Here is a 26111-nt window from a genome sequence, read left to right on the forward strand (position 1 = left end):
TGGCATCACGCCCTTCTACCACCGAGTATTCACTATGGAATTCACTGAAACCAGACGCCTTTATCAGCAATTGGCCGCCGAGCTAAAACGGCGCATTGAGGGCGGGGTCTACCCTGTCGGTGAGAAACTGCCAGCCGAGCGTTATATCGCAGAAGAGATGAACGTTAGCCGCACCGTGGTGCGTGAGGCGATCATCATGCTGGAGGTGGAAGGTTACGTCGAAGTGCGCAAAGGCTCGGGCATCCATGTGATTTCCAACCAGCAGAAGCACCTGGTGGTTCCGGGTGAAAGCCTCGAATTCGCTACCTCTGGGCCTTTTGAACTGCTACAGGCCCGCCAGTTGATCGAAAGTAACATCGCCGAGTTCGCCGCCACTCAGGTGACCAAGCAGGATATCGTCCAACTGATGGAGATCCAGGAGCAGGCGCGCAAAGAGGATCGCTTCCGCGATTCGCAGTGGGATCTCAAATTCCACGTGCAGGTCGCGCTGGCGACTCAGAATACCGCCATGGCCACCATAGTGGAAAAAATGTGGGCTCAGCGTGTCAGTAACCCTTACTGGATCAAACTGCACGAACACATCGATGAACGTTCCATTGCCAGCTGGTGCGACGATCACGATGAGATCCTTAAAGCGCTGATACGTAAAGATCCTCACGGTGCCAAACTGGCCATGTGGCAACATCTGGAAAACACCAAGCAGATGCTGTTCAATGCCACCACCGACGATTTCGAATACAACGCCGATCGCTACCTGTTTGCCGAGAATCCGGTGATCCATTTGGATAACATGGCCACCCCCATCAAATAGGGTTTTGGCGTCAAGAAATCGCACCGAATGTCAGGTATTGTAAAAACGGCTGAATCGATCCCGGTACAGCCGCCCACTGCGCGATATTTCCCCAGCGACCACGTAGATTTCCCTGTTGCCAATCGTGCTATTTTGGTAGAGTTAGCCCACTTTTTTATCGACTGACTTTGGGGTGGAACGCGAATACATGCGCTGGTTGTTTGCCATGCTTATTGCTCTTTCCTGCTGGACCGGTTCGGTCTCCGGCCCAAAGCTCTATGCAGCACAAACCGCAGCCTTAGCCTCCGCGTTAAGTGCTCAGGCATTATTTGATGAGCATGTGGTTTCCCCCTACGATCAGGATTACCGTCCGCACAGTGAACTCCGCCGCAAGCCCCTCAGCAAACTACTGCTGTCTTTGCCCCGGATGCATTCCTATCCCAGCTCGTTGCAGGCCCCGTCCCAGTCGGTTCCGGCCTATACTTTAGCAACGGATCTGGGCTACCGCCTGTGGCCTCAACCGCAGGCAGATAACCCAGCCCCTAACCGGTTGCGGCAGGTCAATTGGACGCTGAACTTCCCGCAGCAGCAAAGCAGGCTCGGGGGTTGGAAAGAAAGCAACATACTTTACCGTGGCTCGCTAACGTATCACTCATGATCCGGTGTCGCCCCAAAAGAATCAGAGAATAAAGCAACACCGATCATCATCTTCAGCAGCCAGGGTCCCCTCGAGCTTACCGCCCCCAGCCGCTGAACGAAAATAACAATGACGTTTTTAGGAACACCGGATGGATATCATTAAGCAACTGTTGGATGCCTTATGGCAGCAAGACTTTGAAACGCTGGCCAACCCCTCGTTGGTCTGGACGCTGTACGTCTTGCTGTTTATGATCTTATTTCTGGAAAACGGCCTGCTGCCCGCCGCCTTCCTGCCGGGTGATAGCCTGCTGATCCTGGTCGGCGTCCTGGTCGCCAAAGGCACCATGAATTTCCCGGTGACCATTCTTATCCTGACCACCGCAGCCAGCCTGGGGTGCTGGGTTAGCTACATACAAGGCCGATGGCTAGGCAATACGCCTACGGTACAGGGTTGGCTAGCTCATCTACCGGCCCATTACCATCAGCGTGCCCACCAGTTGTTCCATCGCCATGGCCTGTCGGCCCTGCTGGTTGGCCGTTTCCTGGCTTTCGTCCGTACGCTGTTGCCTACCATTGCCGGGTTGTCTGGTTTGAGCAACGCACGCTTCCAGTTCTTTAACTGGATGAGCGGCCTGCTGTGGGTTCTGATCCTGGTATCGGTCGGTTTTGCCCTCGGGAAAACCCCAATGTTCCGCAAGTATGAAGACCAGTTGATGTTCGGCCTGATGATGCTGCCACTGGTGCTATTGGTCGCCGGGCTAGTCGGTTCTCTGGTGGTTTTGTGGCGCAAAAAGCGCGCCGACCGTGCAGGGAAAGACGCGTGATAGCCAAACGCCCACGCTGGCAACACGCGCTGATGCTTTCATTGCTATTGCTGGCATTGGCCGCCGTGCTGGCGCCATACATTTTGCGTACGGAAAACGAGCTGCGTATTCACGTGGTTCAGCAGGGCTTATCGTTGCCAGATGGTTTTTACGTCTATCAGCGCCTGGATGAACGCGGTATCCGCATCAAAAGCATTACGCCGGAGGGCGATGGTCTGGTGATCCGCCTGGATTCCCCTGAACAGCAACTGCTGGCCCGTGAAGCCCTGGAAAATATCCTGCCCCCCGGTTATACCATTGCCCTGAACGAGTCTCCTCTCCCCGGCCGCTGGGTGCGTAAATTTGCACGTGCGCCACTTGATCTGGGATAATCCCTTCACATTGCAGGGATTGCCTAAGCGGGCGCAGCATGCAGCGCCCCTTCACATTGAGCCGAATGAGAAATACCGGCAGTCTCAACTTTTGGGGGTCTACGCAATTTGTGACTATGCTGATTGTCAGCATGGGTCAGCCGCGTAGGCCACCTGTCGCACTGCCCCTTGGGCAGCAGGAAACCGGGAGCATCCTTGTTATCTCCCAGCATTAAGGAATTGAAATCATGAAATTACGCCACACTTTGTTACTGGCCATCCCCCTGTTCACTTTTTCTGCGCTTTCACAGGCAGCGGTCGAGACTTGTGCCAGCAAAGCCCAGGAGATCCAGACCCAGATCGATTATGCCACTAAACACGGCAACAGCCACCGTGTGGCAGGCCTGCAGAAAGCCCTGAGCGAAGTACAAACCCACTGCACCGAGGCCGGTTTACAAGCCGATCGCCAGAAGAAGATTGCTGATAAGCAGGAGAAAGTGGCCGAGCGTGAGCAGGAGCTGAAAGAGGCTCAGGAAACCGGCAAGGCAGATAAAATCGCCAACAAACAGAGAAAGCTGGCAGAAGCTCAGGCTGAGCTGAAAGCCGCGCAGGCCGAATAATTTTTTATATTAGCGGATTTATCGCTAAGAGCCCCATATGGCGGGATTTTACCAGCCTATAATGACATTGGTTAGTGATATCCACCGGGGATAAGCCCTTTGCTTAAGTGAATAAATCCGCTATGTTAAAAGTCTGTCGAAGTTAATGTTAAGGAGTTATCGAAATGGCACATGATTCACATGCAGAAAATTTACGCGCTGAACTGAAGTCCCTGGCCGATACGCTGGAAGAAGTACTGAACTCTTCCACCGATAAACCTAAAGCTGAACTGGACAAACTGCGCTCCAAAGCAGAAGGCGCACTGAAAGAAACCCGTGCCCGTCTGAGCGATGCCGGTGACAAACTGGCTCACCAAACCAAGCAGATGGCTGGCCAGGCCGATGATTACGTGCGTGAAAACCCGTGGACCGGTATCGGTATCGGCGCCGCGGTTGGCGTGGTGTTAGGCGTTCTGCTCGCGCGCCGCTGATTATGGCAGAGCAGCCGCAAACGCGCGCACAGGGCCCCGGTAAAGGGGTCCTGGATATCGCCCAACGGATTGTCACCATTATGGTCGGCATGGTGGAAACCCGGGTGCGTCTGGCCGTTATCGAGCTGGAAGAGGAGAAAGCCAACCTCATCCAGTTGCTGATGATGGCGGGGCTTACCCTGCTGTTTACCGCCTTCGGCCTGATGAGCCTGTTAATCCTCATCTTCTGGGCTATCGACCCCGCTTATCGCCTGATGGCGTTGGGTACGACTACCGCCATTCTGCTGTTCCTGGCTGTTGTGGGGCTTGTCTGGACACTGTCCAAGGCTCGCCGTTCGACACTGTTAGGGGCAACACGTCAGCAATTGGAACTCGACCGCGCTGAACTGGAGGAGAAACATGAATCGCCGCCAGTACCGTGAACGCAGAAAAGAGCAACTCATCCGGCAGATCCAGCAACAACGTCTGGATCTGACCGCCAACAAAAGTCAGTGGCTGCAAAAGACCGAATCCTTTGATCGCAGCTGGCAGACCCTATATGGTCTGCGTAAGTATATGGCTATTGGCTCCAGCGTGATTGCGCTGTACGGCATCCGCCATCCAAGCAAGTTGATCCGTTGGTCACGACGGGCACTCAGCGTCTGGGGCACCGTTCGCCTGATCCGTAACGCCCTTCCTAAAAAATAACCGCGCTGCCACAGGTTCAATTATCCCGTTGGTAATCCCTCCCCTCTGCGTGGTTTCTATCCAAAAATCCAACGTAACATGCTAACGCATTGATTTAAAAATTCTTTTATCTCACGGCGAATATTCAGATTTTTTGAAAAATTACGACAGTTTTACTTGCTAACAACCCGCAGCGTTCCCGTCTAACATTCACTCCATCAACCGGACATGGTGGCTACAGACCCCCCTGGCGGTACCAATGCCAAGTTTGGCAAGCAACAACACTTTTTGGAGTTAATGATGAAAAAATTAGAAGATGCAGGTTTGCTGGTTGCTCGTATTCTGATGCCAATCCTGTTTATCGTTGCAGGTTACGGCAAAATGGGTGATGCCTATGCCGGCACCCAACAATACATGCAGTCGATGGGCGTACCTGGCTTCTTGCTGCCACTGACCATCCTGCTGGAGTTCGGCGGTGGCCTGGCGATCCTGTTCGGCTTCCTGACCCGTACCGTGGCGCTGTTTACTGCCGGTTTCACCATCCTGACCGCGCTGCTGTTCCACACCAACTTTGCCGAAGGCGTGAACCAGCTGATGTTTATGAAAAACCTGACCATTGCCGGTGGCTTCATCGTACTGGCGGTTGCAGGCCCTGGCGGCTTCAGCATTGACCGCATTTTGAACAAAAAGTGGTAAGCTTATAGTATCGACGAAAGGCTCGGCTCAACGCCGGGCCTTTTGACTTTTTCTCTCAGACACATTGGAGGATCTCATGGGACAACTCGTTGATGGCGTTTGGCAAGACACCTGGTATGACACCAAATCCACCGGGGGCCGTTTCAAGCGTTCAACCTCTCAGTTTCGCAATTGGGTCACCCCAGATGGCGCTGCGGGAGAGCATGGCAACGCGGGTTTTAAAGCCGAGCAAGATCGCTACCACCTGTATGTTTCCCTGGCTTGCCCTTGGGCACACCGTACCCTGCTGATGCGCAAGCTAAAAGGGCTGGAGCAAACCATCCCGGTTTCCGTGGTGCATCCGCTGATGTTGGAAAACGGCTGGACCTTCGGCCAGGATTTCCCTGCAGCAACCGGCGATGCGCTGTATCACTCCGATTTTCTTTACCAGCTCTATCTACGGGCCGATCCGCAGTACAGCGGCCGCGTTACCGTGCCAGTGCTGTGGGATAAACAGCAGCAGACCATCGTCAGCAATGAGTCTGCCGATATCATCCGCATGTTCAACAGCGCTTTCGACGCCGTCGGCGCACGGGCAGGAGATTACTATCCGGCAGAACTGCGTGAAAAGATCGATTCGCTCAACGGCTGGATTTACGATTCGGTGAACAACGGGGTGTACAAGGCCGGTTTTGCTACCAGCCAGGAGGCCTATGACGAAGCGGTGAACGGCGTGTTTGCCTCTTTGGAGCAGTTGGAGCAGATCCTCGGCCAGCACCGTTATCTGACCGGCGATCGACTTACCGAGGCCGATCTCCGCCTGTGGACTACACTGATCCGTTTCGATCCGGTCTACGTCACTCATTTCAAATGCGACCAGCGCCGCATCAGCGACTATCTCAACCTGTACGGCTTCCTGCGCGATATCTACCAGATGCCAGGGATTGCCGAAACGGTAGATATGGCGCATATCCGCAACCACTATTATCGCAGCCATGCCACCATCAATCCGCACGGGATCATTTCGATCGGCCCTGCACAGGATCTGGATGAACCCCACGGGCGCGATGTGCGTTTTGGTTGATTGCGGTTAATCTGAGGATCCGGCAATCGCTGTTTCCCCTCACCCCAACCCTCTCCCACAGGGAGAGGGAGCTGTCCGGTGACCTTGGTTGGCTCGTACAACTTCGGAAAATCGGGAGTAAAAACAAGAAAGGCAAGGTATTACGCAGAGCAATTAACGAACTCGATCGGTCCCCTCTCCCTGTGGGAGAGGGTTAGGGTGAGGGGCCTTACACGATGCGAAAATGCGAAGAAGTTACTGATTCTCCTCGCGTGCAAACAGGCGCGGGATTTCGCGTAGGAACCAGGATTTAGCCTCGCCCATGCTGTCGCGCCGCCAGGCCATGATAATGTCCGCCTCACGGCTATATTCCGGCCCCACCACGCGCAAGCGCCCCTGCTCGATATCCTTCTCCACCATCTGATAAGGCATGGTGGCAACCCCCAGCCCAGCCAGCAAGGCACGGCGCTTATCTTCGATGGTGCTCACCGTCAGGCGCTGCTGTTTATCCAGCAATTGCACCGTCAACACTGGCCGCTCCCGCGCGGTATCCGCCACCGCAATGCCACGGTATTTCACCCGCGTCAGCTCCGAGAGCGGCTCCGGCTCCAGGTGGATCGGATGTTCCGGTGCGGCAACGTACACGCTCATCACCTTATACAGCTTGCGGGTGTTGATTTCAGAAGAGGCGCGAAAGTGCATATCCGGCGCAATAACGATATCGGCCCGCCCTTGCTCCAGCCGCTCCCATGCCCCGGCCAACACTTCTGTAAAAATCGAAACCTGAGTATTGGCCTTCAGCGCCAGCTTATCGACCAAAGGGAACAGCTTGTAGGCAGGGGACAGCGCTTCGCTGACGATGGTAAGATGGGTTTCCCACCCCCGCGCCAATGCCTCTGCATCGGTCGTCAGCTTGTCCGCCGCCTCGAGCAATACGCGGCCACGCTCAAGCAGCATGCGCCCAACGTTGGTAAATTTGGTGCGATGTCCAGATCGGTCAAACAGCACCACATCCAGTTCTTCTTCCAATTTTTGCATGGTGTAGCTGAGCGCCGAAGGCACTCGCCCCAGCTCATCGGCGGCGGCGGCAAAGCTGCCACGGCGGTCGATCGCATCCATAACCCTAAGCGCTTCAAGCGTTAACGCCCGATCTCTGGCCATCGAAACTCTCTATCAGGAAATTTGAATATACCGACCAGATTAACTGGCTAACAATCCGCCGTCCAGATGCTTACCATCAAGAGAATGAATTTAGAGAGCCGATTGCCATGATCACATGCAGAACAGCACAACAATGCGGGCAAGCTGACTTTGGTTGGCTGCAGGCTCGTTATACCTTTTCCTTTGGCCACTACTTCGATCCCAAGCTGATGGGCTATGCGTCGCTGCGGGTACTGAATCAAGAGGTATTAGCACCGGGTGCCGCCTTCCAGCCACGCACCTATCCCAACGTAGATATCCTGAATCTGATCCTGCAAGGTGAAGCCGAATACCGGGACAGCGACGGCAATACCGTACGCGCGGGTGCAGGAGAGGCGTTATTGCTGGCTACGCAACCGGGGCTTAGCTATAGCGAACAGAACGTCAGCAGCAGCACGCCACTGACCCGGATGCAGCTGTGGCTGGATGCCTGTCCGGAGCGCAGTAACGAACGTGTGCAGCGTTTTAGCCTGCCAGATCAGCCCTATACGCTACTGGCCTCACCAGATGGTGCCCAAGGCAGCCTGCAACTGCGCCAACAGGTCTGGATACATCATTTGAACTTACCGGCGGGAGCACAGCAGGCGCTTACTCTGCATGGGCCACGAGCCTATCTGCAATCGATCCACGGTACCGTTGAGGTCAATGGCGACCATCACCAGAGCCAGCGCCTGACCTGTGGAGACGGTGCGTTTATCCGCGAGGAAAACCGCCTCACTATCCAGGCCGAAGCGCCGCTACGTGCGCTGCTGATTGATTTGCCGGTGTAGGGTACAGATAAAGAAAAACCCCGCGCGACTCTCGTCACGCGGGGTTATCTGTATAGAGGGAGCTGACCGGTAAGCCGGGTTCTGTCGTGGACAGTCATTCCTCTAGGCCAGCAATCGCTCACTGGCTCAAGCAGCCTACCCGGGTTCAGTACGGGCCGTACCATGCGAACCCCTATTTGGCCTTGCTCCGGGTGGAGTTTACCGTGCCACGGACTGTTGCCAGCCGCGCGGTGCGCTCTTACCGCACCCTTTCACCCTTACCTGATCCCGCTTGCGCGGGCCATCGGCGGTTTGCTCTCTGTTGCACTAGTCGTAGGCTTACGCCTCCCAGGCGTTACCTGGCACCCTGCCCTATGGAGCCCGGACTTTCCTCCCCTCCATCTGTCTCCCCCGAAGAGGACGGCAATGAAGCGGCGACTGTCTGGTCAACTCCGGCGCGGATAGTAGCGTTGCTGCGCCAGCAGGTCAACCGCTTTACTGTTCCTGCTGCTCTAGCGCATGTTTATACAGCGCATTTTTCTTCACGCCGTGGATCTCTGCAGTTAACGCCGCCGCCTTTTTCAACGGCAGCTCTTTTTGCAGCAGAGCCAGGGTACGCAGCGCTTCGAGCGGCAAATCGTCCTCCTGCGCCTTATGCCCTTCCACAATCAGCACCATCTCCCCACGGCGGCGCATCTCATCTTCCAGCACCCAGGCCAGCAGTTCCCCCACCGGGGCACCGTGAATCGATTCCCAGGTTTTGGTCAGTTCACGCGCCAGCACCACGTAGCGCTGTGGCCCCCACACGGTGACCATGTCCTGCAAACTTTCCAGCAAACGGTGGGTAGATTCGTAGAAAATCAGCGTTCGCGGTTCCTCTGCCAGCGCCAGCAGGGTATCCTTACGGCCTTTGGTTTTGGCTGGCAGGAAGCCTTCGTAGCAGAAACGATCGGAAGCCACACCGGCGGCACACAGCGCGGTGGTGGCAGCACAAGCACCCGGCAGCGGCACGACGCGGATCCCCGCTTCGCGGCAACGGCGCACCAGGTGATAACCCGGATCGTTAATCAGTGGCGTGCCTGCGTCACTCACCAGTGCTATGCTTTGGCCTTCCTGCAGTTTTGCCAGCAGTTGGTCCGCCTTCTGCTGTTCGTTATGGTCGTGCAGCGCAAACAACCGCGCGCTAATAGCAAAGTGTTGCAGCAGCAACCCGGTATGGCGCGTATCTTCCGCCGCAATCAGATCGACGCTTTTCAGTACCTCTATGGCCCGATGAGTCATATCCCCCAGGTTACCGATGGGGGTGGGCACCACGTACAGTGTCGATGCAGAAATAGCTGATTGTTGGTGTTGATTCATTGTTTCATCCGGATTGCCGATTTAATATTGAGCATCTTGAAAAAAACATCACTGGATACAGTATGCTTTCCTCAACATTCCTTCGTACCAAAGCAGGGCGATTAGTACCTGTTGTACTGGCAGCCTTGCTGTTAGCTGGTTGTCCAAGTCAGGTTCCACAAACTCCGCCCTCAAATATCCAGGACGAAGCCAGTGCCAACTCTGATTACTATCTGCAACAGTTGCAGCAAAGCAGCGATGATAACAAGGCTGACTGGCAATTACTTGCGATTCGCGCATTAACTCGCGAAGGCAAACTGCCACAGGCCAACGAGCAACTGAGCACCTTGCCGCAAAACCTGACGAGTACACAACAGCTTGAGCGCCAGTTATTGAGCGCAGAACTGCAGGTGGCCAACAAGAATTTGAGCGCAGCCCGCGATGCGCTGAACAACATCGACAGCAGCGCGCTGTCACCGAATCAGTTGGTTCGCCTGTATCAGGCGCAGATCGCGGCAAATCAGGGTCAAGCCTCACTGCCGCTGATCCGCGCCTATATTGCCCAGGAGCCGTTACTAAGCGGCCAGGCTCATCAGGATAACCTGGATAAAACCTGGCAAACGCTGCTTGGCCTGAAGCCGGCCGACATGAACAGCCTGGTGATTAACGCCAACGAAAACGTGCTGCAAGGCTGGCTGGATCTGTTACGAGTCTATCAGGACAACCGTCAGGATCCCGATCTGCTGAAGGCCGGGATCAAAGACTGGCAGAACCGCTATCCGCAGAATCCGGCGGCGAAAAGCCTGCCAACGCAGTTGAATCAGGTGCTGAATTTCACCCAGGCTTCAACTTCGCATATCGCCCTGTTGCTGCCGCTGAACGGCCAGGCCAAGGTGTTTGCCGATGCGATCCAACAGGGCTTTAACGCAGCACAAAGTGGCATCGCACTCACCGCGCCTGTTCAGGCAATAGAACCAACCAATAATCCCGACCAGACCGTGGCAGCAACGCCAGACAATGCCAACGGTGCAGTAAGTACTTCAGCCCCTGCGGCAGATGCAACTCAGGTAGCCGCAGTACAACCTGCTGCTCCGGCACCAGTCACTCCAGCCCCGGCAAACGGCGGGCAGGTGAAAGTCTACGACACCACCAGCCAGCCTCTGCCAGCGTTGTTGGCTCAAGCCCAGCAGGATGGCGCAACGCTGATTGTGGGCCCGCTGTTGAAAGCCGAAGTCGATCAACTTGCCACCACCTCAACAACGTTGAACGTGTTGGCACTCAACCAGCCTGAGCAGCCGAAGGACAGCCCGAATATCTGTTACTTCGCCCTGTCACCGGAAGATGAAGCCCGCGACGCCGCTCGCCATATCTGGGAACAGCAAAAACGCCAGCCGTTACTGCTGCTGCCACGCGGCGCGTTTGGCGATCGCATTGCCAAAGCCTTCGCCGAAGAGTGGCAGAAGCTCGGCGGCCAGACCGTGCTGCAGCAAGGGATCGGTTCTGCCGGTGAGCTACGCCAGATGGTCAACAGCGGCGGCATTCGCATGAGCGGCACCCCGGTGGCCTCACAGGCTCCGGCGCAGCAGTCGGTGACTATCGCTGGCCTGACTATTCCAGCGCCACCAAGCGATATCCCGGCCTCTACCGGCGGTGGCGTGGACTCGGTGTATATCGTCGCCACGCAAGACCAGTTGACGCTGATCAAGCCGATGATCGACATGACCACCAGCTCTCGTAGCAAGCCAGCCATGTTTGCCAGTTCACGCAGCTATCAGGCCGGTGCTGGCCCGGACTTCCGTCTGGAAATGGAAGGCCTGCAATTCAGTGATATTCCTCTGCTGGCAGGGGCCAATCCACAGTTGCAGCAGCAAGCCACCGCCAAATTCCGTAACGACTATTCCCTGGTGCGCCTCTACGCCATGGGGATGGATGCCTGGACATTGGCCAACCACTTTGCTCAAATGCGCCAGTTGTCAGGATTCCAGATTTCAGGCACCACCGGTGTGCTGACATCTTCACCTAACTGTGTGATCACCAGGAAACTGACTTGGCTGCAATACCGCCAGGGCTCGGTCGTTCCGGTCTCCTGAGTCAACGCGCCAAGGGGGCGGGCTATGAGATCCAGGCCCGCCAATACCTGGAGCGCGCGGGGCTTACCTTCACTGCCGCCAACGTGGCGGTACGTGGGGGTGAGCTCGATCTCATCATGCGTGATGGTCAAACCTGGGTGTTCGTCGAAGTCCGCTACCGGCGCAGCGCCGCCTTTGGTGACGCAGCGGCCAGCGTGACTTACCGCAAGCAACGGCGATTGCTGCATGCCGCCGCCGTTTGGCTGGCGGGGCGAGGAGCCAGTTTTGACACATCATCTTGCCGTTTTGATGTTTTAGCCATTACCGGTAGCCAGTTAGAATGGATACCCAATGCCTTCAATGCGGATTAAACCCTGTTGACCGGTGTATGCCGGCCCTTTGACCTAGTGGATTAAAACAACGTGCTGGATAGAATCAAAGTCTGTTTTACCGAGAGTATCCAAACCCAGATTGCGGCGGCGGAAGCCTTACCTGACGCGATATCCCGTGCCGCGATGACCCTGGTTCAATCGTTATTGAACGGCAACAAGATCCTGTGCTGTGGCAACGGCACCTCGGCGGCTAACGCCCAGCATTTTGCCGCCTGCATGATCAACCGCTTTGAAACCGAACGCCCTAGCCTGCCCGCGATCGCGCTAAACGCCGATAACGTGGTGCTGACGGCCATCGGCAACGATCGTCTGCATGATGAAATGTATGCCAAACAGGTGCGGGCACTCGGCCACACCGGTGACGTATTGCTGGCGATTTCCACCCGCGGCAATAGCCGTGATATTGTAAAAGCGGTCGAAGCTGCGGTAACGCGTGATATGACCATTGTTGCGCTTACCGGCTACGATGGCGGAGAGTTGGCGGGTTTACTCGGCCAGCAGGATGTGGAGATACGTATCCCCTCTCACCGCAGTGCACGCATTCAGGAGATGCATATGCTTACCGTCAATTGCCTATGCGACCTGATTGATAACACATTGTTCCCCCACCAGGACGATTAAAGGAACTGAGATGAAGCTAAGAGCCACATTTGCAGTGCTGTTCAGCGCCCTACTGTTGCAGGGTTGCGTCGCGGGCGTTGTCGTTGGCAGCGCCGCGGTTGCCACCAAAACGGCGACCGATCCACGCACCGTAGGCACACAGGTCGATGACGGCACGTTGGAAGCCCGGGTCGAAAATGCCATCAGCAAAGATCAGCAACTGAAGAAAGAAGCCCGTGTCGTAGCCACCGCCTATCAGGGCAAAGTGCTGCTGACCGGCCAGGCTCCTACCACCGAGCTCGCCAGCCGGGCGAAACAGATCGCACTTGGCGTCGATGGTGCCGCTGAGGTGTATAACGAAATTCGCCAGGGCACGCCAGTCAGCCTGGGCACCGCCTCTTCCGATACCTGGATCACTACCAAGGTGCGTTCGCAGATCCTGACCAGCGATACCGTCAAATCTTCAAACGTGAAGGTGACTACCGAAAATGGCGAAGTGTTCTTGTTAGGTTTGGTGACACAGCAGGAAGGCCAGTCTGCGGCGCAGATTGCCAGCCAGGTCAGCGGCGTGAAGCACGTGACAACGGCGTTTACCTACGTTAAATAATCTCGTGAGTCGGGTCTTGGGGTGATCCAGATACCCCATAGACCCTGTATCACGATCACTTCAGATCGTTCGCCTTGAGAAATCCTTCGCCACCCAACTGGCGCATCTGACGCATAATCCACTGTTGGCGCTGGATCACGTACCCCGAAGGGGCACCGGCCTTGAAACGATGTGGATTAGGCAGCACCGCCGCCAGCAGGGCCGCTTCCGAGGCAGTCAGACGGCTTGCTGGCTTGTGGAAAAAGTGCTGAGCCGCCGCTTCCACGCCAAAGAGACCGTCACCAAACTCGACGATATTCAAGTACACCGTCAAAATACGCCGTTTGGTCCATACCAGCTCAATACCTGCCGTTAGCCCAGCCTCCAGCCCCTTGCGCAGCCAGCTGCGCCCATCCCACAAAAACAGGTTCTTTGCCGTTTGCTGAGAAAGGGTAGAAGCACCACGGATGCGCGTTGGCCGCTTTTCATTATGGCTGATCGCCTTTTCAATAGCCGCCACGTCGAACCCCCAGTGATCGGGGAATTTCTGATCCTCTGCCGCCATCACCGCCAGCGCCATCGAGGGGGCAATATCGTCCATCGCTACCCAGTCAGAATGCGCCACATAGCCAAAATCCCCGCTCAGCCAGGCACCTAGCTGCCGCTCCACCATCACCGCAGAAAACGGCACCGGCAGAAAAGCGAATAGAATGATCCCCACCAGCCACAGGCCAATAACCGCAAGAACGCCTCGTTTAAACCAAAACCACAGGCGAACAATCCACGATTTACGAGAAAACCTTATCATTCCACCAGATCCAGCACTCGTGACACCAGCTTATCAATTCCCTGCGCCGCCTCGCCGATCGACTGGGCCAACATGTAGGCCGGGGTCGTGACAACCTTGTTTTCAATATCAACCACGATGTCATCTACCGGGCAGATCACCGGCTCACCGCCCATGGCATCAATCACTTCCCCCAGATCGGGATCGTTACCAATGGTCAATCGTAACGGTTGATCGAGAACTTTCGGCAACAGCGTGGGTGCAATGCACATAAAACCCATTGGTTTGTTTTTCTTATGCATTTTCAGAATAAGCTTAGACAGATCGGGGTCCACTGAACATTCCGCACCTTGCGTGGCAAAGCTGCTCAAATTCTTCGCCGCACCAAATCCACCGGGCACAATCAGGGCATCCAACTGCTCGGCATCGGCCTGTGAAAGCGCCTGAATTTTGCCACGAGCGATGCGCGCCGACTCCAGCAAAACGTTGCGATTCTCTGGCATTTCTTCGCCGGATAAATGATTAATAACATGCAGTTGTGCCTTATCCGGTGCAAAGCAGACCGCCTGCGCACCGGCACGATCCAGAGCCAGCAAGGTGAGCACCGCCTCATGGATTTCTGCCCCGTCATAAACACCACAACCACTCAGCACTACAGCGACCTGTTTCATTGACATTCTCCCAGCCAGGACCGCCGGCAAAGGCAGGCCCAGAGGCGACAAATACTAACTACATCACATATTTTAATGATTCTTCTAACAAGAGCGCTTACATTTGCTATGTTGTTCGCTGTATGATGTATACGAATTTCGTACCACCTGCTCTACCAGAACGCTAAAAACCAATACGCAGGTTAATGATTTCCCTGGTGTTGGCGCAATATTCGCGCACCCCGGCCTCGGCTGGGGTCATTTTTTTTCAGCGTTCTCTACCCAAGCTCGCAGCACCGCCACGTCATTGCGCCACTCCTGCTTCAGCTCATCGACCCACTCTTGCACGTTGTCTTGCCAGGCTGGTAACGTTGGCGTCTGGATCTGCTGGGCCAGCTGTTGCAGATGTTTTAACCCGACGGAACCAGCGGCACCCTTGATTTTGTGCCCTTCTTCGGTGATCCCTTTCTCGTCCTTCGCGGTCATGTTGGAATCCAGCACCGCCAGATACCCTGGCATGACCTGTTCAAACATCGCCAGGCTCTGATGGATCAGCTGCGGCCCCACCAGATCCATGTACTGCTCCAGCATTGCGGTATCCAATAACGATTCATTAATCTGCATCGACTTTTGCTCCGTTTTCTTTGTGGTATGTTGGGGTTGATGATCCCAGTAATGTTTGATCATCTTGGTCAAGGCCGGTACCGACAACGGCTTGCTCAGCACATCGTCCATGCCCGCTTCAAGATACTCTTTCTTGTCTTTCAGGACATTAGCTGTCAACGCAATCAACGGCGGCAGCGAGCGGCCCGCATAACGCTCGCGCAGTTCACGGGCGATATCCAGCCCGCTCATGTCTGGCAGTTGGATATCCAACAGGGCCAGATCGAACTCGTCCGGGTCGAACATGGCTAACGCATCGCGGCCGTTCATGGCCACCGCAACGCTGTTGCCCAGCTTCTCCAACACCGAACGCGCCACGATCACGTTCAGTTCGATATCTTCCACCAGCAGGATATGCAACGCCGGTAGCGGCATTTCTTCCACCGCCTGGACCTCATTGACCACTTCGTCCACCGCAGGCGCCTTGATGGTCAAGGTGAAGCAAGAACCGTGCCCTTGTGCGCTGTTTACCGTGATATCTCCGCCCATACTCTGCGCCAGCCGTTTGGAGACCGCCAGACCGATCCCGGTGCCGGTCGCCGGACGCCCGCCGTTCTGGTCTTTGACCTGATAATACATGGCGAAAATCTTGTCTTGCTCATCCTGCGGGATCCCCATGCCTGAGTCTTCAACCTCAAACACGATCTGTTCCTGCTCTTCGCGCCTGACGCGCACCACGATCTGGCCTTGCTGGGTGAACTTCACCGCATTGCCGATCAGGTTCCACAGGATCTGCCGCAGGCGTGTGCCGTCCGTAATGATTTTCTCCGGTAGCGGTAACTCGGGTTCCATCACAAACTGCAGCCCTTTCGGCTGTACCAGCAGGCCGGAGAGGTTCTCCAGATCCGCCAGGAAGCCGGTAAAGTCGACCGGCTGATTGTCCAACTGGACCTTACGCCGCTCAAGTTTATCCATCTCGATGATGTCGTTGAAAATATTACCCAGGGTGATGGCGCTGACATGGATGGTTTTCAAATACTTCAGTTGCTCATCGTTCAGTTCGGTATCGAGCAGGATACGGCTCAGGCCGACGATGCCATTAAGCGGCGTACGAAGCTCGTGGCTGATCGTTGAGATAAAGGTAGTCTTCTCCCTGCTGGCGTTCTCCAGCGCGTCCTGGTAGCGCTTACGCTCGGTTATATCGCGGCCAAAGCCCATCAGCCCGTGACGTTTGCCCACGCGGTCGTAAAACGGCACCTTGCGCAGTTCAAAACAGGCCTTGCGACCGTCTGGGTACACCAGCCATTGTTCATAGGTCAGGGAGACGTTGTGGCGGAATACTTTCTCATCGGTTTCGATGACTTTTTCGGCGATCTCTTTGCTGTAGACATCAAAGGGGGTCAGGCCGATCAGCTGTTTTTCACTCTTGCCGGTCAGCAGCTCCATCGCCCGGTTGCAGCCGGAAAACTCTTTTTCTTCGTTGCGATAGTAAACCAGATCGGGGGAGGCATCGAGGAAAGAGCGTAGCAATGCTGATTGTTGGCCCAACTCCACCTGCGCCTGTTCGCGCTGCTCCATCTCTTCGGTCAGCTTATCCATCACCTGTTGGCGATCTTGCTCCGCCTTGATACGGTCGGCAATTTCCTGATTGAGCTGGCTGATGTTCTCTTGCATCTGCTGGTTCAGCGCGAGATCGCGATTGCGCATCTCCTCAAGCTTATCCACCAGCCGAGCCAGGCGCTGGCGCGACTCTTCCAGTTGCTCCACCACCACCGAAAGGAAATAAACCGCCCACGGCGTGATCAGCAGACCGAAGAAGATGGAGCGCACCACGTCGATGCTTTCCACTTCACCACGCAGCAGCATGGTGACCGCCATCTGCACCACCATCGCCAGTATCACCAGCGCTGAAGCCAGCAACAGTGAAAAGCGCACCAGCCCCAGTTTTACCATCAAATCAACGTAGTACTGGGCTAACACCCGGATTTGCTTCATGAGCCATTCCCAACAGACATAATCTCTCAAATCATACCGTAAAATACGGTCAAGATAAGAAACCTTACTGTGAACTGTGGGAATGGTTGCAATTCGCAACCTGAGAACAGGGTTTTAAGGCTGGTATTGCTGGCCTACGGCCAAAGCCGAACCCTGACCACCATGCCGCTGAAGATAGCCGCCGACGGCCTGCATGCCGTTCCAACGGTTTTCGCACCATAATGGTGCCAACAGAGTGGGCCGACGGGCGCTGGCCGAGATGCGGTGGTAGATAATCTCCTTCGGCGTATGGCGGATCATTTCCCCGGCGCTGAATGCGTAATCCTCCAGCGACAGCTCAGACAAACGGCCCGCTTGCCAGGCTCTTGCCATGGTACTACCGGTGACAATATGCAGCGGATGCAGCTTGATGCCATCTACCCCGCTCTTAGCCACCGCTTTCAGCGTAGCCAGGTGGTGTTGATGAGTCTCACCGGGCAGGCCAACGATCAGGTGGCAGCATACCTTCAGGCCGCGTTCCCGCGCCAGGCGGCTGGTCTGCTGGTAACAGGAGAAATTGTGGCCACGGTTGATGCGCTTTAGTGTTTTATCGTGCGCCGTTTGCAGCCCAAGCTCCAGCCACACCTCGAAGCCCTGCTCACGGTAGCCTGCCAGCAGATCGAGCGCCGCTTCCGGCACGCAGTCTGGCCGGGTGCCGACACAAATACCCACCATCTCGGCCTGCGTCAGCGCCTGCCGATACATGTTGGCCAACAGTTCGACCTCGGCATAGGTGCTGGTATAGGCCTGGAAGTAAGCCAGATAGCGCTTTGCCCGGTTAACCTTCTGCGCCTGAATGGCCAGTTGCTCCGCAATGCTTTGCTGCTGCATCTGTTCATCGGCAAAAGAGGCCACGTTGCAGAAAGTGCAGCCACCGCGCCCCAGCGTGCCGTCGCGGTTCGGGCAGCTAAACCCACCGTGCAGCGTGAGTTTGTGGATCTTCTCCCCATAACGGCGCTGAAGATCGCTACCAAACATATTGACTAATTGCGGCAACTGCATAATCTTGGTGTCTCTCTGTGTTTGAAGGCCGTTATGCTAATAAGAAACGGCTTTTCCCGTGATGACAGGGATCAACGCTTTTCCCCAAAGGCCGCCGTAGGCATAACTATTCATTATTAGTGCAAATAAAATCATTTTTATCTCGATGAAAGTTTCTAATCCTCAGCGCACTGTTAACAGCTTTATGACAAAGCGGTGAAAAATAGTTATAAACAACAATAAATATAAATTTACTAGAATAAAACTCTGGCATTGCCGCCAGCACTAGCATGGTGCAGAGATTCAGGCATTGCACTATAGTGAGACAGCTCACATTTTTGCGGCACTCCCCCTGCCTTTCCATCGAGCCAAAACCGTCTGAAAAAACTTATTTTTCATCATCATAAACCTCATGCAAGCCATCAAAATCCCTGTTAAGCCCATATTTGACCTGCGTATTCTTTCTCGCTAAGTTGGAGGTCCGCTGGAAGCTTTCTGGACGGGCAAACGTCTCGTCATAATTATGCAGTAATTTAAGACTCCCTCTTAAAACAAGTCATTTACCACTTGTGAGAACCGTCACGAGAGGCCATTGATGGAGGGCGGAAAAGCAGATTGGCGATATTAACCTTGCTGATTGGACTTCTGCCTGAAATTGAGCAGGCCCTTCGCAGTGGGTTGTAAGAGTCACACAGAGCCTGGGGAGGTTCACTGATATGCTGTACGATAAATCCCATGAGAGGGACAACTGTGGTTTCGGCCTGATCGCCCACATAGAAGGCGAACCTAGTCACAAAGTGGTGAGGACCGCTATTCACGCACTGGCCCGTATGCAACACCGTGGTGCAATTCTTGCTGACGGCAAGACTGGCGACGGTTGCGGCCTGTTATTGCAAAAGCCCGATCGCTTTTTCCGCATGGTGGCGGAAGAGCGCGGCTGGCGTTTAGCCAAGAACTACGCCGTTGGCATGATGTTCCTCAGCCAGAACGAAGAGGAAGCCCGTGCCAGCCGCCGCATTGTTGAAGAAGAGCTGCAGAACGAAACGCTGTCGATCGTCGGCTGGCGCGAAGTTCCTACCAACCCGGACGTTCTGGGTGAGATCGCCCTCTCTTCCCTGCCGCGTATTGAACAGATTTTCGTGAACGCCCCTGCGGGCTGGCGTCCACGTGATATGGAACGCCGCCTGTTTGTGGCCCGTCGCCGTATCGAGAAGCGCGTCCAGGACGACAGCTTCTATGTGTGCAGTTTCTCCAACCTGGTGACGATCTACAAAGGTCTGTGCATGCCAGCCGACCTGCCACGCTTCTATCTGGATCTGGCCGACCTGCGGCTGGAATCGGCCATCTGCCTGTTCCACCAGCGCTTCTCAACTAATACCGTGCCGCGCTGGCCTTTGGCACAGCCGTTCCGCTATCTGGCGCACAACGGTGAGATCAACACCATCACCGGTAACCGCCAGTGGGCACGTGCTCGTACCTACAAGTTCCAGACCCCGCTGATCCCGGATTTGCAAGCCGCTGCGCCTTTCGTTAACGAAACCGGCTCCGACTCCAGCTCACTGGATAACATGCTGGAACTGTTGCTGGCAGGCGGTATGGACCTGATCCGTGCCATGCGTTTGCTAGTGCCACCGGCCTGGCAGAACAACCCGGATATGGATACCGATCTGCGCGCCTTCTTTGACTTCAACTCGATGCACATGGAGCCGTGGGACGGCCCGGCGGGCATCGTGATGTCCGATGGCCGCTACGCCGCCTGTAACCTGGACCGTAACGGTCTGCGTCCGGCGCGCTACGTCATCACCAAAGACAAGCTGATCACCTGTGCCTCAGAAGTCGGCATCTGGGATTACCAGCCGGATGAAGTTATCGAAAAAGGCCGCGTCGGCCCAGGCGAGCTGATGGTGATCGACACCCGCAGCGGCAAGATCCTGCACTCCGCCGAAACCGACAACGACCTGAAAAGTCGCCATCCGTATAAAGAATGGATGGAGAAGAACGTCAAACGTCTGGTGCCGTTCGAAGACCTGCCAGAAGATCAGGTGGGCAGCCGCGAGCTGGATGACGCCACGTTGGAAACCTACCAGAAGCAGTTCGGCTACAGTAGCGAAGAGCTGGACCAGGTGATCCGCGTACTGGGCGAGATCGGCCAGGAAGCCACCGGTTCGATGGGTGACGATACCCCGTTCGCCGTGCTTTCCAGCCGTCCACGCATCATTTATGACTACTTCCGCCAGCAGTTCGCTCAGGTCACCAACCCGCCGATCGATCCGCTGCGTGAAGCCCACGTGATGTCTCTGGCCACCAGCATCGGCCGCGAGATGAACGTATTCTGCGAAGCCGAAGGCCAGGCACATCGTCTGAGCTTCAAATCGCCGATCCTGCTGTATTCAGACTTCAAGCAGCTCACTACGCTGGAAGGCGAATATTATCGTGCCGACACGCTCGATCTGACCTTCGATCCGGCGGAGCAGGATCTGGAACAGACCATCCATGCCCTGTGCAACGAAGCGGAACGTAAAGTCCGTGACGGCGCAGTGTTGCTGGTACTCTCCGATCGTGCCATCAGCAGCCAGCGCCTGCCGGTGCCGGCGCCAATGGCGGTGGGGGCAATCCAGACCCGCCTGGTGGACAAAAACCTGCGCTGCGATGCCAACATCATCGTTGAAACCGCCAGCGCCCGCGACCCGCATCACTTCGCCGTGTTGCTGGGCTTTGGTGCCACCGCCATCTACCCGTATCTGGCCTACGAAACGCTGGCCAAGCTGGTCGACAGCCAGGCGATCGACAAGAAATACCGCGACGTGATGCTGAACTACCGTAACGGCATCAATAAAGGGCTGTACAAGATCATGTCCAAAATGGGCATCTCGACTATCGCCTCTTACCGCTGTTCCAAACTGTTTGAAGCCGTCGGCCTGCACCGTGACCTGTCCGATCTCTGCTTCCAGGGCGTGGTCAGCCGCATCAATGGTGCCAGCTTCAGCGACTTCCAGCAGGATCTGCAAAACCTGTCCAAACGCGCCTGGCTGAAACGCAAGCCGCTGGATCAAGGTGGCCTGCTGAAGTTCGTCCACAACGGCGAGTACCATGCGTATAACCCAGACGTGGTGAACTCGCTGCAAAAAGCGGTGCACAGCGGTGAATACAGCGATTACCAGGCTTATGCCAAGCTGGTGAACGAGCGCCCGATTGCTACATTGCGCGACCTGCTGGCGATCACCCCGAAAGGCGCGCCGATCCCGGTCGATCAGGTTGAACCGGCCGAATCGTTGTTCAAACGCTTCGATACCGCCGCCATGTCCATCGGGGCACTCAGCCCGGAAGCCCATGAGTCGCTGGCGATTGCCATGAACAGCCTGGGCGGTTTCTCCAACTCCGGTGAAGGCGGTGAAGATCCGGCGCGCTACGGCACCAACAAGGTGTCCCGGATCAAGCAGGTGGCCTCTGGCCGCTTCGGCGTGACGCCAGCCTATCTGGTGAACGCCGACGTGATCCAGATTAAGGTCGCCCAAGGTGCCAAGCCGGGTGAAGGCGGTCAGTTGCCTGGCGATAAGGTCACACCGTATATCGCCAAACTGCGTTATTCGGTGCCGGGCGTTACCCTGATCTCACCTCCGCCGCATCACGATATCTATTCGATTGAAGATTTGGCACAGCTGATTTTCGATCTGAAACAGGTGAACCCGAAGGCAATGATTTCGGTGAAGCTGGTTTCCGAGCCGGGCGTGGGCACCATTGCCACCGGCGTAGCGAAAGCCTATGCCGATCTGATCACCATTGCCGGTTACGACGGTGGCACCGGTGCAAGCCCGTTATCTTCAGTTAAATATGCTGGCTGCCCATGGGAGCTTGGTCTGGTGGAAACCCAGCAGGCACTGGTGGCCAACGGCCTGCGCCACAAGATCCGCCTGCAGGTGGATGGTGGCCTGAAAACCGGAGTGGACATTGTCAAAGCAGCCATTCTGGGTGCAGAGAGCTTTGGCTTCGGCACCGGCCCGATGGTGGCGCTGGGCTGTAAATACCTGCGTATCTGCCACTTGAACAACTGCGCGACCGGCGTGGCAACTCAAGATGAAAAACTGCGCCGCGATCACTATCACGGCCTGCCAGAGCGCGTGACCAACTACTTCCAGTTTATCGCTCGGGAAACCCGCGAGATCATGGCTTCGCTCGGCGTCAGCCAACTGGTCGATCTGATTGGCCGCACCGAGTTCCTGACCGAGCTCGACGGGATCTCCGCCAAGCAGAACAAGCTGGATCTGTCGCCGTTGCTGAAAACCGCCACGCCACACGCGGGTAAAGCCCTGCACTGCACCGAAAGCAGCAACCCGCCTTTCGATCAGGGCGTGCTGAACAAGGAGCTGATGGCACAGGCGCAACCGCATATTGAGGCCAAGCACAGCAAGACCTTCTATTTCGATATTCGTAACACCGATCGTTCCGTCGGCGCGACCTTGTCAGGGGCTATTGCCACCCTGCATGGCGACCAAGGGATGGCCGCCGATCCGATCAAAGCGCATTTCTCCGGTACCGCAGGCCAGAGCTTCGGCGTGTGGAATGCCGGCGGCGTTGAGCTGACCCTGACCGGCGATGCTAACGACTATGTCGGTAAAGGGATGGCCGGTGGCCGTATCGCCGTGCGTCCTCCGGTGGGCTCTGCCTTCCGCAGCCACGAAGCCAGCATCATCGGCAATACCTGCTTGTACGGCGCAACCGGTGGCAAGCTATTCGCTGCAGGCCGTGCCGGGGAGCGTTTCGCCGTGCGTAACTCCGGGGCAATTACCGTGGTTGAAGGCATTGGCGATAACGGCTGTGAATACATGACCGGTGGCATCGTCTGCGTCTTGGGCAAGACCGGCATCAACTTTGGTGCAGGTATGACCGGCGGCTTCGCCTATGTACTGGATGAAGATGGCGAGTTCCGCAAACGCGTCAACCCGGAACTGGTGGAAGTGCTGGACGTCGATCAACTGGCGATCCATGAAGAGCACCTGCGCGGTTTGATCACCGAGCATGTGCAACTGACCGGTTCCTCACGGGCAGAAGAGATCTTGGCTAACTGGCCGGTTTGGGCGCCGAAGTTTGCGCTGGTCAAACCGAAGTCCAGTGATGTCAAAGCATTGTTGGGTCACCGTAGTCGTTCCGCAGCCGAGCTGCGGGTTCAGGCGCAGTAAGGGGTCATTGAATGAGTCAGAACGTTTATCAATTTATCGACCTGCAGCGCGTTGATCCGCCAAAAAAACCGCTGAAGATCCGCAAAATTGAGTTTGTAGAGATCTATGAACCCTTTTCGGAAACCCAGGCAAAATCGCAAGCCGACCGTTGTCTGTCCTGCGGCAACCCCTATTGCGAATGGAAATGCCCGGTTCACAACTATATTCCGAACTGGCTGAAGCTGGCGAATGAAGGCCGCATCATGGAGGCGGCGGATCTGGCACACCAGACCAACAGCCTGCCGGAAGTGTGTGGCCGCGTTTGTCCGCAAGATCGCCTGTGCGAAGGTTCCTGCACCCTGAACGACGAGTTTGGCGCGGTGACCATCGGCAATATCGAGCGTTACATCAGCGATAAAGCCATCGAGATGGGCTGGAAGCCGGATATGTCCCACGTGCACCCAACCGGTAAGCGGGTAGCCGTTATTGGCGCTGGCCCGGCGGGCCTGGCCTGTGCCGACGTATTGACCCGTAACGGCGTCAAAGCGGTGGTCTACGATCGTCATCCAGAGATCGGCGGTTTGCTGACCTTCGGTATCCCGGCCTTTAAGCTGGAAAAAGAAGTGATGGTAAAACGCCGTGGCATCTTCAGCGAGATGGGGATCGAGTTCCAGCTCAATACCGAAGTCGGTAAAGACATCACCATGGATGCGCTGCTGAGCGAATACGATGCGGTGTTCCTCGGCGTAGGTACCTACCAATCAATGCGTGGTGGATTGGAGAACGAAGATGCACCTGGCGTGTACGATGCGCTGCCGTTCCTGATCGCCAACACCAAGCAGCTGATGGGCTACCAGCCAGAACAACACGAGCCGTATGTCAGCATGGAAGGCAAGCGTGTGGTCGTGCTGGGCGGTGGTGACACCGCCATGGACTGCGTACGCACCTCCATTCGTCAGGGTGCGACTCAGGTCATCTGTGCCTATCGCCGGGATGAAGCGAACATGCCGGGTTCCAAACGCGAAGTGAAGAATGCGCGTGAGGAAGGGGTCGAGTTCCAGTTCAACCTACAGCCGTTGAGCATTGAGCTTAACAGCGCGGGGCGCGTTGCTGGCGTCAAGATGGTGCGCACTCAGTTGGGTGCCCCGGATGCCAATGGCCGCCAGGTTGCCGAACAGGTACCTGGATCCGAGCACGTGATCGACGCCGATGCGGTGGTGATGGCCTTTGGCTTCCGCCCACACCAGATGGACTGGTTGGCCGCGCACGATGTGCAGTTGGACAAGCAGGGCCGCATCGTGGCACCGGAATCGGTCGATAACGCCTTCCAGACCAGCAATCCGAAAATCTTCGCTGGTGGCGATGCGGTTCGCGGTTCCGATCTGGTGGTTACCGCGATTGCCGAAGGGCGCAAAGCTGCCGAAGGCATCATGTGTTATCTGGAAGTGTGATTTAAACCTCTACGTTCTCCCAAAGGGTCGGCTTGCCGGCCCTTTGCTTTTACCTTCCAGATTCCCAACTTGCCGATCGACAGGCAATAAAAAAGGCGCAACCTGAGTTGCACCTTTTTCCCTGCCTGCCGTAGCTTACTTCACGACACGCAACGCCGGACGTCCACCACCGCGTGGCGGCTGAGGCGGTTCATCATCAGGGCCGTTATCGTCTTCCAAGCTATCCTGACGATCGCTATCAACCACAGACATCAGGCTACCCGTAGGGCTAGACACCTCTTCCAGCCCTTCGAAAGCCCCTTCATCTTCATACTTGGCTTCCGGTTCAAACAGGGTACCAGCCCCGTTCTCCCGCGCATAAATCGCCAGCACGGCTGCCATTGGCACCAGCACCTGACGAGGAACGCCACCAAAGCGCGCGTTGAAGGTCACTTCGTCGTCGCCCAGTTGCAGGTTGCCTACGGCACGCGGAGCAATGTTCAGCACAATCTGACCATCGCGTGCAAATTCCATCGGAACCTGCACGTCTGGGCGCATCACGTCCACGACCAGATGCGGAGTCAGTTGGTTATCCAACAGCCAGTCATAGAATGCCCGCAAAAGATAAGGACGGCGCGGGGTCATCTGAGACATATCCATGATGCTTAGCCCCGAGTCTGCAGGCGCATTTCGCGCTCGGCTTCGGTCAGAGAGGCCAGGAATGCATCACGCTCGAAGACACGGGTCATGTAACCTTTCAGTTCTTTGGAGCCAGCACCGCTCAGTTCGATACCCAGCTGCGGCAAACGCCACAGTAGCGGGGCCAGGTAGCAGTCTACCAGGCTGAACTCTTCGCTCATGAAATACGGGGTCTGGCCGAAGATTGGCGCAATCGCCAGCAGTTCTTCGCGCAGTTGGCGGCGTGCTGATTCAGCTTCCTGGCCGCTGCTCTGCTCGATTTTGTACATCAGCGTGTACCAGTTTCTCTCGATACGCAGCATCATCAGACGGCTTTCACCGCGTGCCACCGGATACACCGGCATCAATGGCGGGTGAGGGAAACGCTCATCAAGGTATTCCATGATGATACGGGATTCATACAGCGTCAGCTCGCGATCGACCAACGTCGGTACCGTTTGGTATGGGTTGAGGTCGATCAGATCCTGCGGCAGATTATCGGGTTCTACCTGCTCGATCTCGACGCTGACGCCTTTTTCCGCCAGTACGATACGTACTTGATGGCTAAAGATGTCGGTCGGGCCAGAGAACAGCGTCATTACCGAACGTTTGTTGGCAGCGACAGCCATGAAAACCTCCAAGTTATCTAGAAAATACGGCGAATAGCCAAAATATCCATCACTCCACGAGCCATTGCGTTGTTGCCGCCGGGCTGCGACGTGAAATTGATTGGGTATCTCAGGCTGCTATCCTGAATAATC

The 26111-nt window shown here is 56.0% G+C and carries 25 protein-coding genes and 1 other RNA gene; 17 read left to right on the top strand and 9 right to left on the bottom strand.

Translation table 11 applies throughout. From position 1 onward, the window contains the following. Positions 1-34 precede the first annotated feature (34 nt). The 10 genes from exuR (at position 35) to AC6HVW_RS15705 (ending at position 6118) form a co-directional block, all read left to right on the top strand. Complete coding sequence (gene exuR / locus AC6HVW_RS15660; RefSeq protein ID WP_071682614.1) at positions 35-811, top strand: transcriptional regulator ExuR; 777 nt, start codon at positions 35-37, stop codon at positions 809-811. A gap of 187 nt (positions 812-998) precedes the next feature. Beyond that, positions 999-1448, top strand: coding sequence for a hypothetical protein (locus AC6HVW_RS15665; protein WP_024528179.1), 450 nt, complete (start codon positions 999-1001; stop codon positions 1446-1448). Positions 1449-1578: 130 nt separating this feature from the next. Continuing rightward, on the top strand, positions 1579-2253 hold the full coding sequence (locus AC6HVW_RS15670) for a DedA family protein (RefSeq protein WP_021180653.1): 675 nt from the start codon (positions 1579-1581) through the stop codon (positions 2251-2253). Then, positions 2253-2624 (top strand): EnvZ/OmpR regulon moderator MzrA, encoded by a 372-nt coding sequence (mzrA, locus tag AC6HVW_RS15675; RefSeq protein WP_071682647.1) that lies wholly within the window; start codon positions 2253-2255, stop codon positions 2622-2624. Before AC6HVW_RS15670 ends, mzrA begins: the two co-directional genes overlap by 1 nt. 227 nt (positions 2625-2851) lie before the next feature. Then, positions 2852-3223 (top strand): DUF1090 domain-containing protein, encoded by a 372-nt coding sequence (locus AC6HVW_RS15680; RefSeq protein ID WP_024483094.1) that lies wholly within the window; start codon positions 2852-2854, stop codon positions 3221-3223. A 164-nt stretch (positions 3224-3387) separates the two neighbouring features. Next, positions 3388-3693, top strand: coding sequence for an ElaB/YgaM/YqjD family protein (locus AC6HVW_RS15685; protein WP_021180656.1), 306 nt, complete (start codon positions 3388-3390; stop codon positions 3691-3693). 2 nt (positions 3694-3695) lie between these two features. Continuing rightward, positions 3696-4115, top strand: coding sequence for a phage holin family protein (locus AC6HVW_RS15690; RefSeq protein WP_071682615.1), 420 nt, complete (start codon positions 3696-3698; stop codon positions 4113-4115). Continuing rightward, entirely contained in the window at positions 4093-4380 is a 288-nt protein-coding gene (locus AC6HVW_RS15695) for a YqjK-like family protein (protein ID WP_071682616.1), read from the top strand. Before AC6HVW_RS15690 ends, AC6HVW_RS15695 begins: the two co-directional genes overlap by 23 nt. Positions 4381-4659: 279 nt before the next feature. Next, a complete protein-coding gene (locus tag AC6HVW_RS15700; protein ID WP_024528174.1) occupies positions 4660-5055 on the top strand; it encodes a DoxX family protein in 396 nt (131 codons plus the stop codon). Positions 5056-5131: 76 nt separating this feature from the next. Further along, on the top strand, positions 5132-6118 hold the full coding sequence (locus AC6HVW_RS15705; protein ID WP_071682617.1) for a glutathione S-transferase family protein: 987 nt from the start codon (positions 5132-5134) through the stop codon (positions 6116-6118). Positions 6119-6352: 234 nt separating this feature from the next. Here the strand turns inward: AC6HVW_RS15705 and AC6HVW_RS15710 are convergent, their stop codons facing one another. Continuing rightward, on the bottom strand, positions 6353-7258 hold the full coding sequence (locus tag AC6HVW_RS15710; RefSeq protein WP_021180661.1) for a LysR family transcriptional regulator: 906 nt from the start codon (positions 7256-7258) through the stop codon (positions 6353-6355). A gap of 107 nt (positions 7259-7365) precedes the next feature. On the opposite strand from AC6HVW_RS15710, the gene AC6HVW_RS15715 reads away from it, so the two are divergent. Continuing rightward, positions 7366-8067 (top strand): pirin family protein, encoded by a 702-nt coding sequence (locus tag AC6HVW_RS15715; RefSeq protein ID WP_071682618.1) that lies wholly within the window; start codon positions 7366-7368, stop codon positions 8065-8067. A 54-nt stretch (positions 8068-8121) separates the two neighbouring features. On the opposite strand, the gene rnpB is transcribed toward AC6HVW_RS15715, so the two are convergent. After that, positions 8122-8500, bottom strand: an RNA gene (rnpB, locus tag AC6HVW_RS15720) — RNase P RNA component class A. A gap of 41 nt (positions 8501-8541) precedes the next feature. Beyond that, on the bottom strand, positions 8542-9405 hold the full coding sequence (gene rsmI, locus AC6HVW_RS15725; protein ID WP_021180663.1) for a 16S rRNA (cytidine(1402)-2'-O)-methyltransferase: 864 nt from the start codon (positions 9403-9405) through the stop codon (positions 8542-8544). Between the two features lie 62 nt (positions 9406-9467). On the opposite strand from rsmI, the gene AC6HVW_RS15730 reads away from it, so the two are divergent. Genes AC6HVW_RS15730 through dolP form a run of 4 tightly spaced genes read left to right on the top strand, consistent with a single transcriptional unit; the run spans position 9468 to position 13052 of the window. Beyond that, a complete protein-coding gene (locus tag AC6HVW_RS15730; protein WP_497569541.1) occupies positions 9468-11474 on the top strand; it encodes a penicillin-binding protein activator in 2007 nt (668 codons plus the stop codon). Next, complete coding sequence (locus tag AC6HVW_RS15735) at positions 11471-11824, top strand: YraN family protein (RefSeq protein WP_175415670.1); 354 nt, start codon at positions 11471-11473, stop codon at positions 11822-11824. Before AC6HVW_RS15730 ends, AC6HVW_RS15735 begins: the two co-directional genes overlap by 4 nt. Before the next feature lie 51 nt (positions 11825-11875). Further along, the gene (diaA, locus tag AC6HVW_RS15740) at positions 11876-12466 is read left to right on the top strand and encodes a DnaA initiator-associating protein DiaA (protein ID WP_021806942.1); all 591 of its coding nucleotides are present in this window, start codon (positions 11876-11878) and stop codon (positions 12464-12466) included. 10 nt (positions 12467-12476) lie between these two features. Further along, a complete protein-coding gene (gene dolP / locus AC6HVW_RS15745; protein WP_021180667.1) occupies positions 12477-13052 on the top strand; it encodes a division/outer membrane stress-associated lipid-binding lipoprotein in 576 nt (191 codons plus the stop codon). A 55-nt stretch (positions 13053-13107) separates the two neighbouring features. On the opposite strand, the gene mtgA is transcribed toward dolP, so the two are convergent. The 4 genes from mtgA to mnmL all read right to left on the bottom strand — a co-directional run bounded on the left by mtgA (position 13108) and on the right by mnmL (position 18107). Further along, positions 13108-13839, bottom strand: a complete 732-nt coding sequence (gene mtgA / locus AC6HVW_RS15750; protein WP_497569542.1) for a monofunctional biosynthetic peptidoglycan transglycosylase — start codon at positions 13837-13839, stop codon at positions 13108-13110. Next, positions 13836-14489, bottom strand: coding sequence for an isoprenoid biosynthesis glyoxalase ElbB (gene elbB / locus AC6HVW_RS15755; protein ID WP_071682623.1), 654 nt, complete (start codon positions 14487-14489; stop codon positions 13836-13838). Before elbB ends, mtgA begins: the two co-directional genes overlap by 4 nt. A 237-nt stretch (positions 14490-14726) precedes the next feature. Next, the gene (arcB, locus tag AC6HVW_RS15760) at positions 14727-17066 is read right to left on the bottom strand and encodes an aerobic respiration two-component sensor histidine kinase ArcB (RefSeq protein WP_071682624.1); all 2340 of its coding nucleotides are present in this window, start codon (positions 17064-17066) and stop codon (positions 14727-14729) included. 114 nt (positions 17067-17180) lie between these two features. Then, positions 17181-18107 (bottom strand): tRNA modification radical SAM protein MnmL/YtqA, encoded by a 927-nt coding sequence (gene mnmL, locus AC6HVW_RS15765; RefSeq protein WP_071682625.1) that lies wholly within the window; start codon positions 18105-18107, stop codon positions 17181-17183. A gap of 695 nt (positions 18108-18802) precedes the next feature. On the opposite strand from mnmL, the gene gltB reads away from it, so the two are divergent. Continuing rightward, a complete protein-coding gene (gltB, locus tag AC6HVW_RS15770; RefSeq protein ID WP_071682626.1) occupies positions 18803-23263 on the top strand; it encodes a glutamate synthase large subunit in 4461 nt (1486 codons plus the stop codon). A gap of 11 nt (positions 23264-23274) precedes the next feature. After that, positions 23275-24693: a glutamate synthase small subunit gene (locus AC6HVW_RS15775; RefSeq protein WP_021806948.1), complete on the top strand. Its 1419-nt coding sequence runs from the start codon at positions 23275-23277 to the stop codon at positions 24691-24693. Between the two features lie 135 nt (positions 24694-24828). Here the strand turns inward: AC6HVW_RS15775 and sspB are convergent, their stop codons facing one another. Together sspB and sspA are read right to left on the bottom strand one after the other, a co-directional pair. Then, a complete protein-coding gene (sspB, locus tag AC6HVW_RS15780; RefSeq protein ID WP_037376229.1) occupies positions 24829-25332 on the bottom strand; it encodes a ClpXP protease specificity-enhancing factor in 504 nt (167 codons plus the stop codon). A gap of 5 nt (positions 25333-25337) precedes the next feature. Then, positions 25338-25979 carry a stringent starvation protein SspA gene (sspA, locus tag AC6HVW_RS15785; protein WP_021180676.1) on the bottom strand — a complete coding sequence of 214 codons (642 nt, stop codon included), beginning with the start codon at positions 25977-25979 and terminating at the stop codon, positions 25338-25340. Positions 25980-26111 lie beyond the last annotated feature (132 nt).

Source organism: Serratia sp. NCCP-200 (assembly GCF_059697885.1).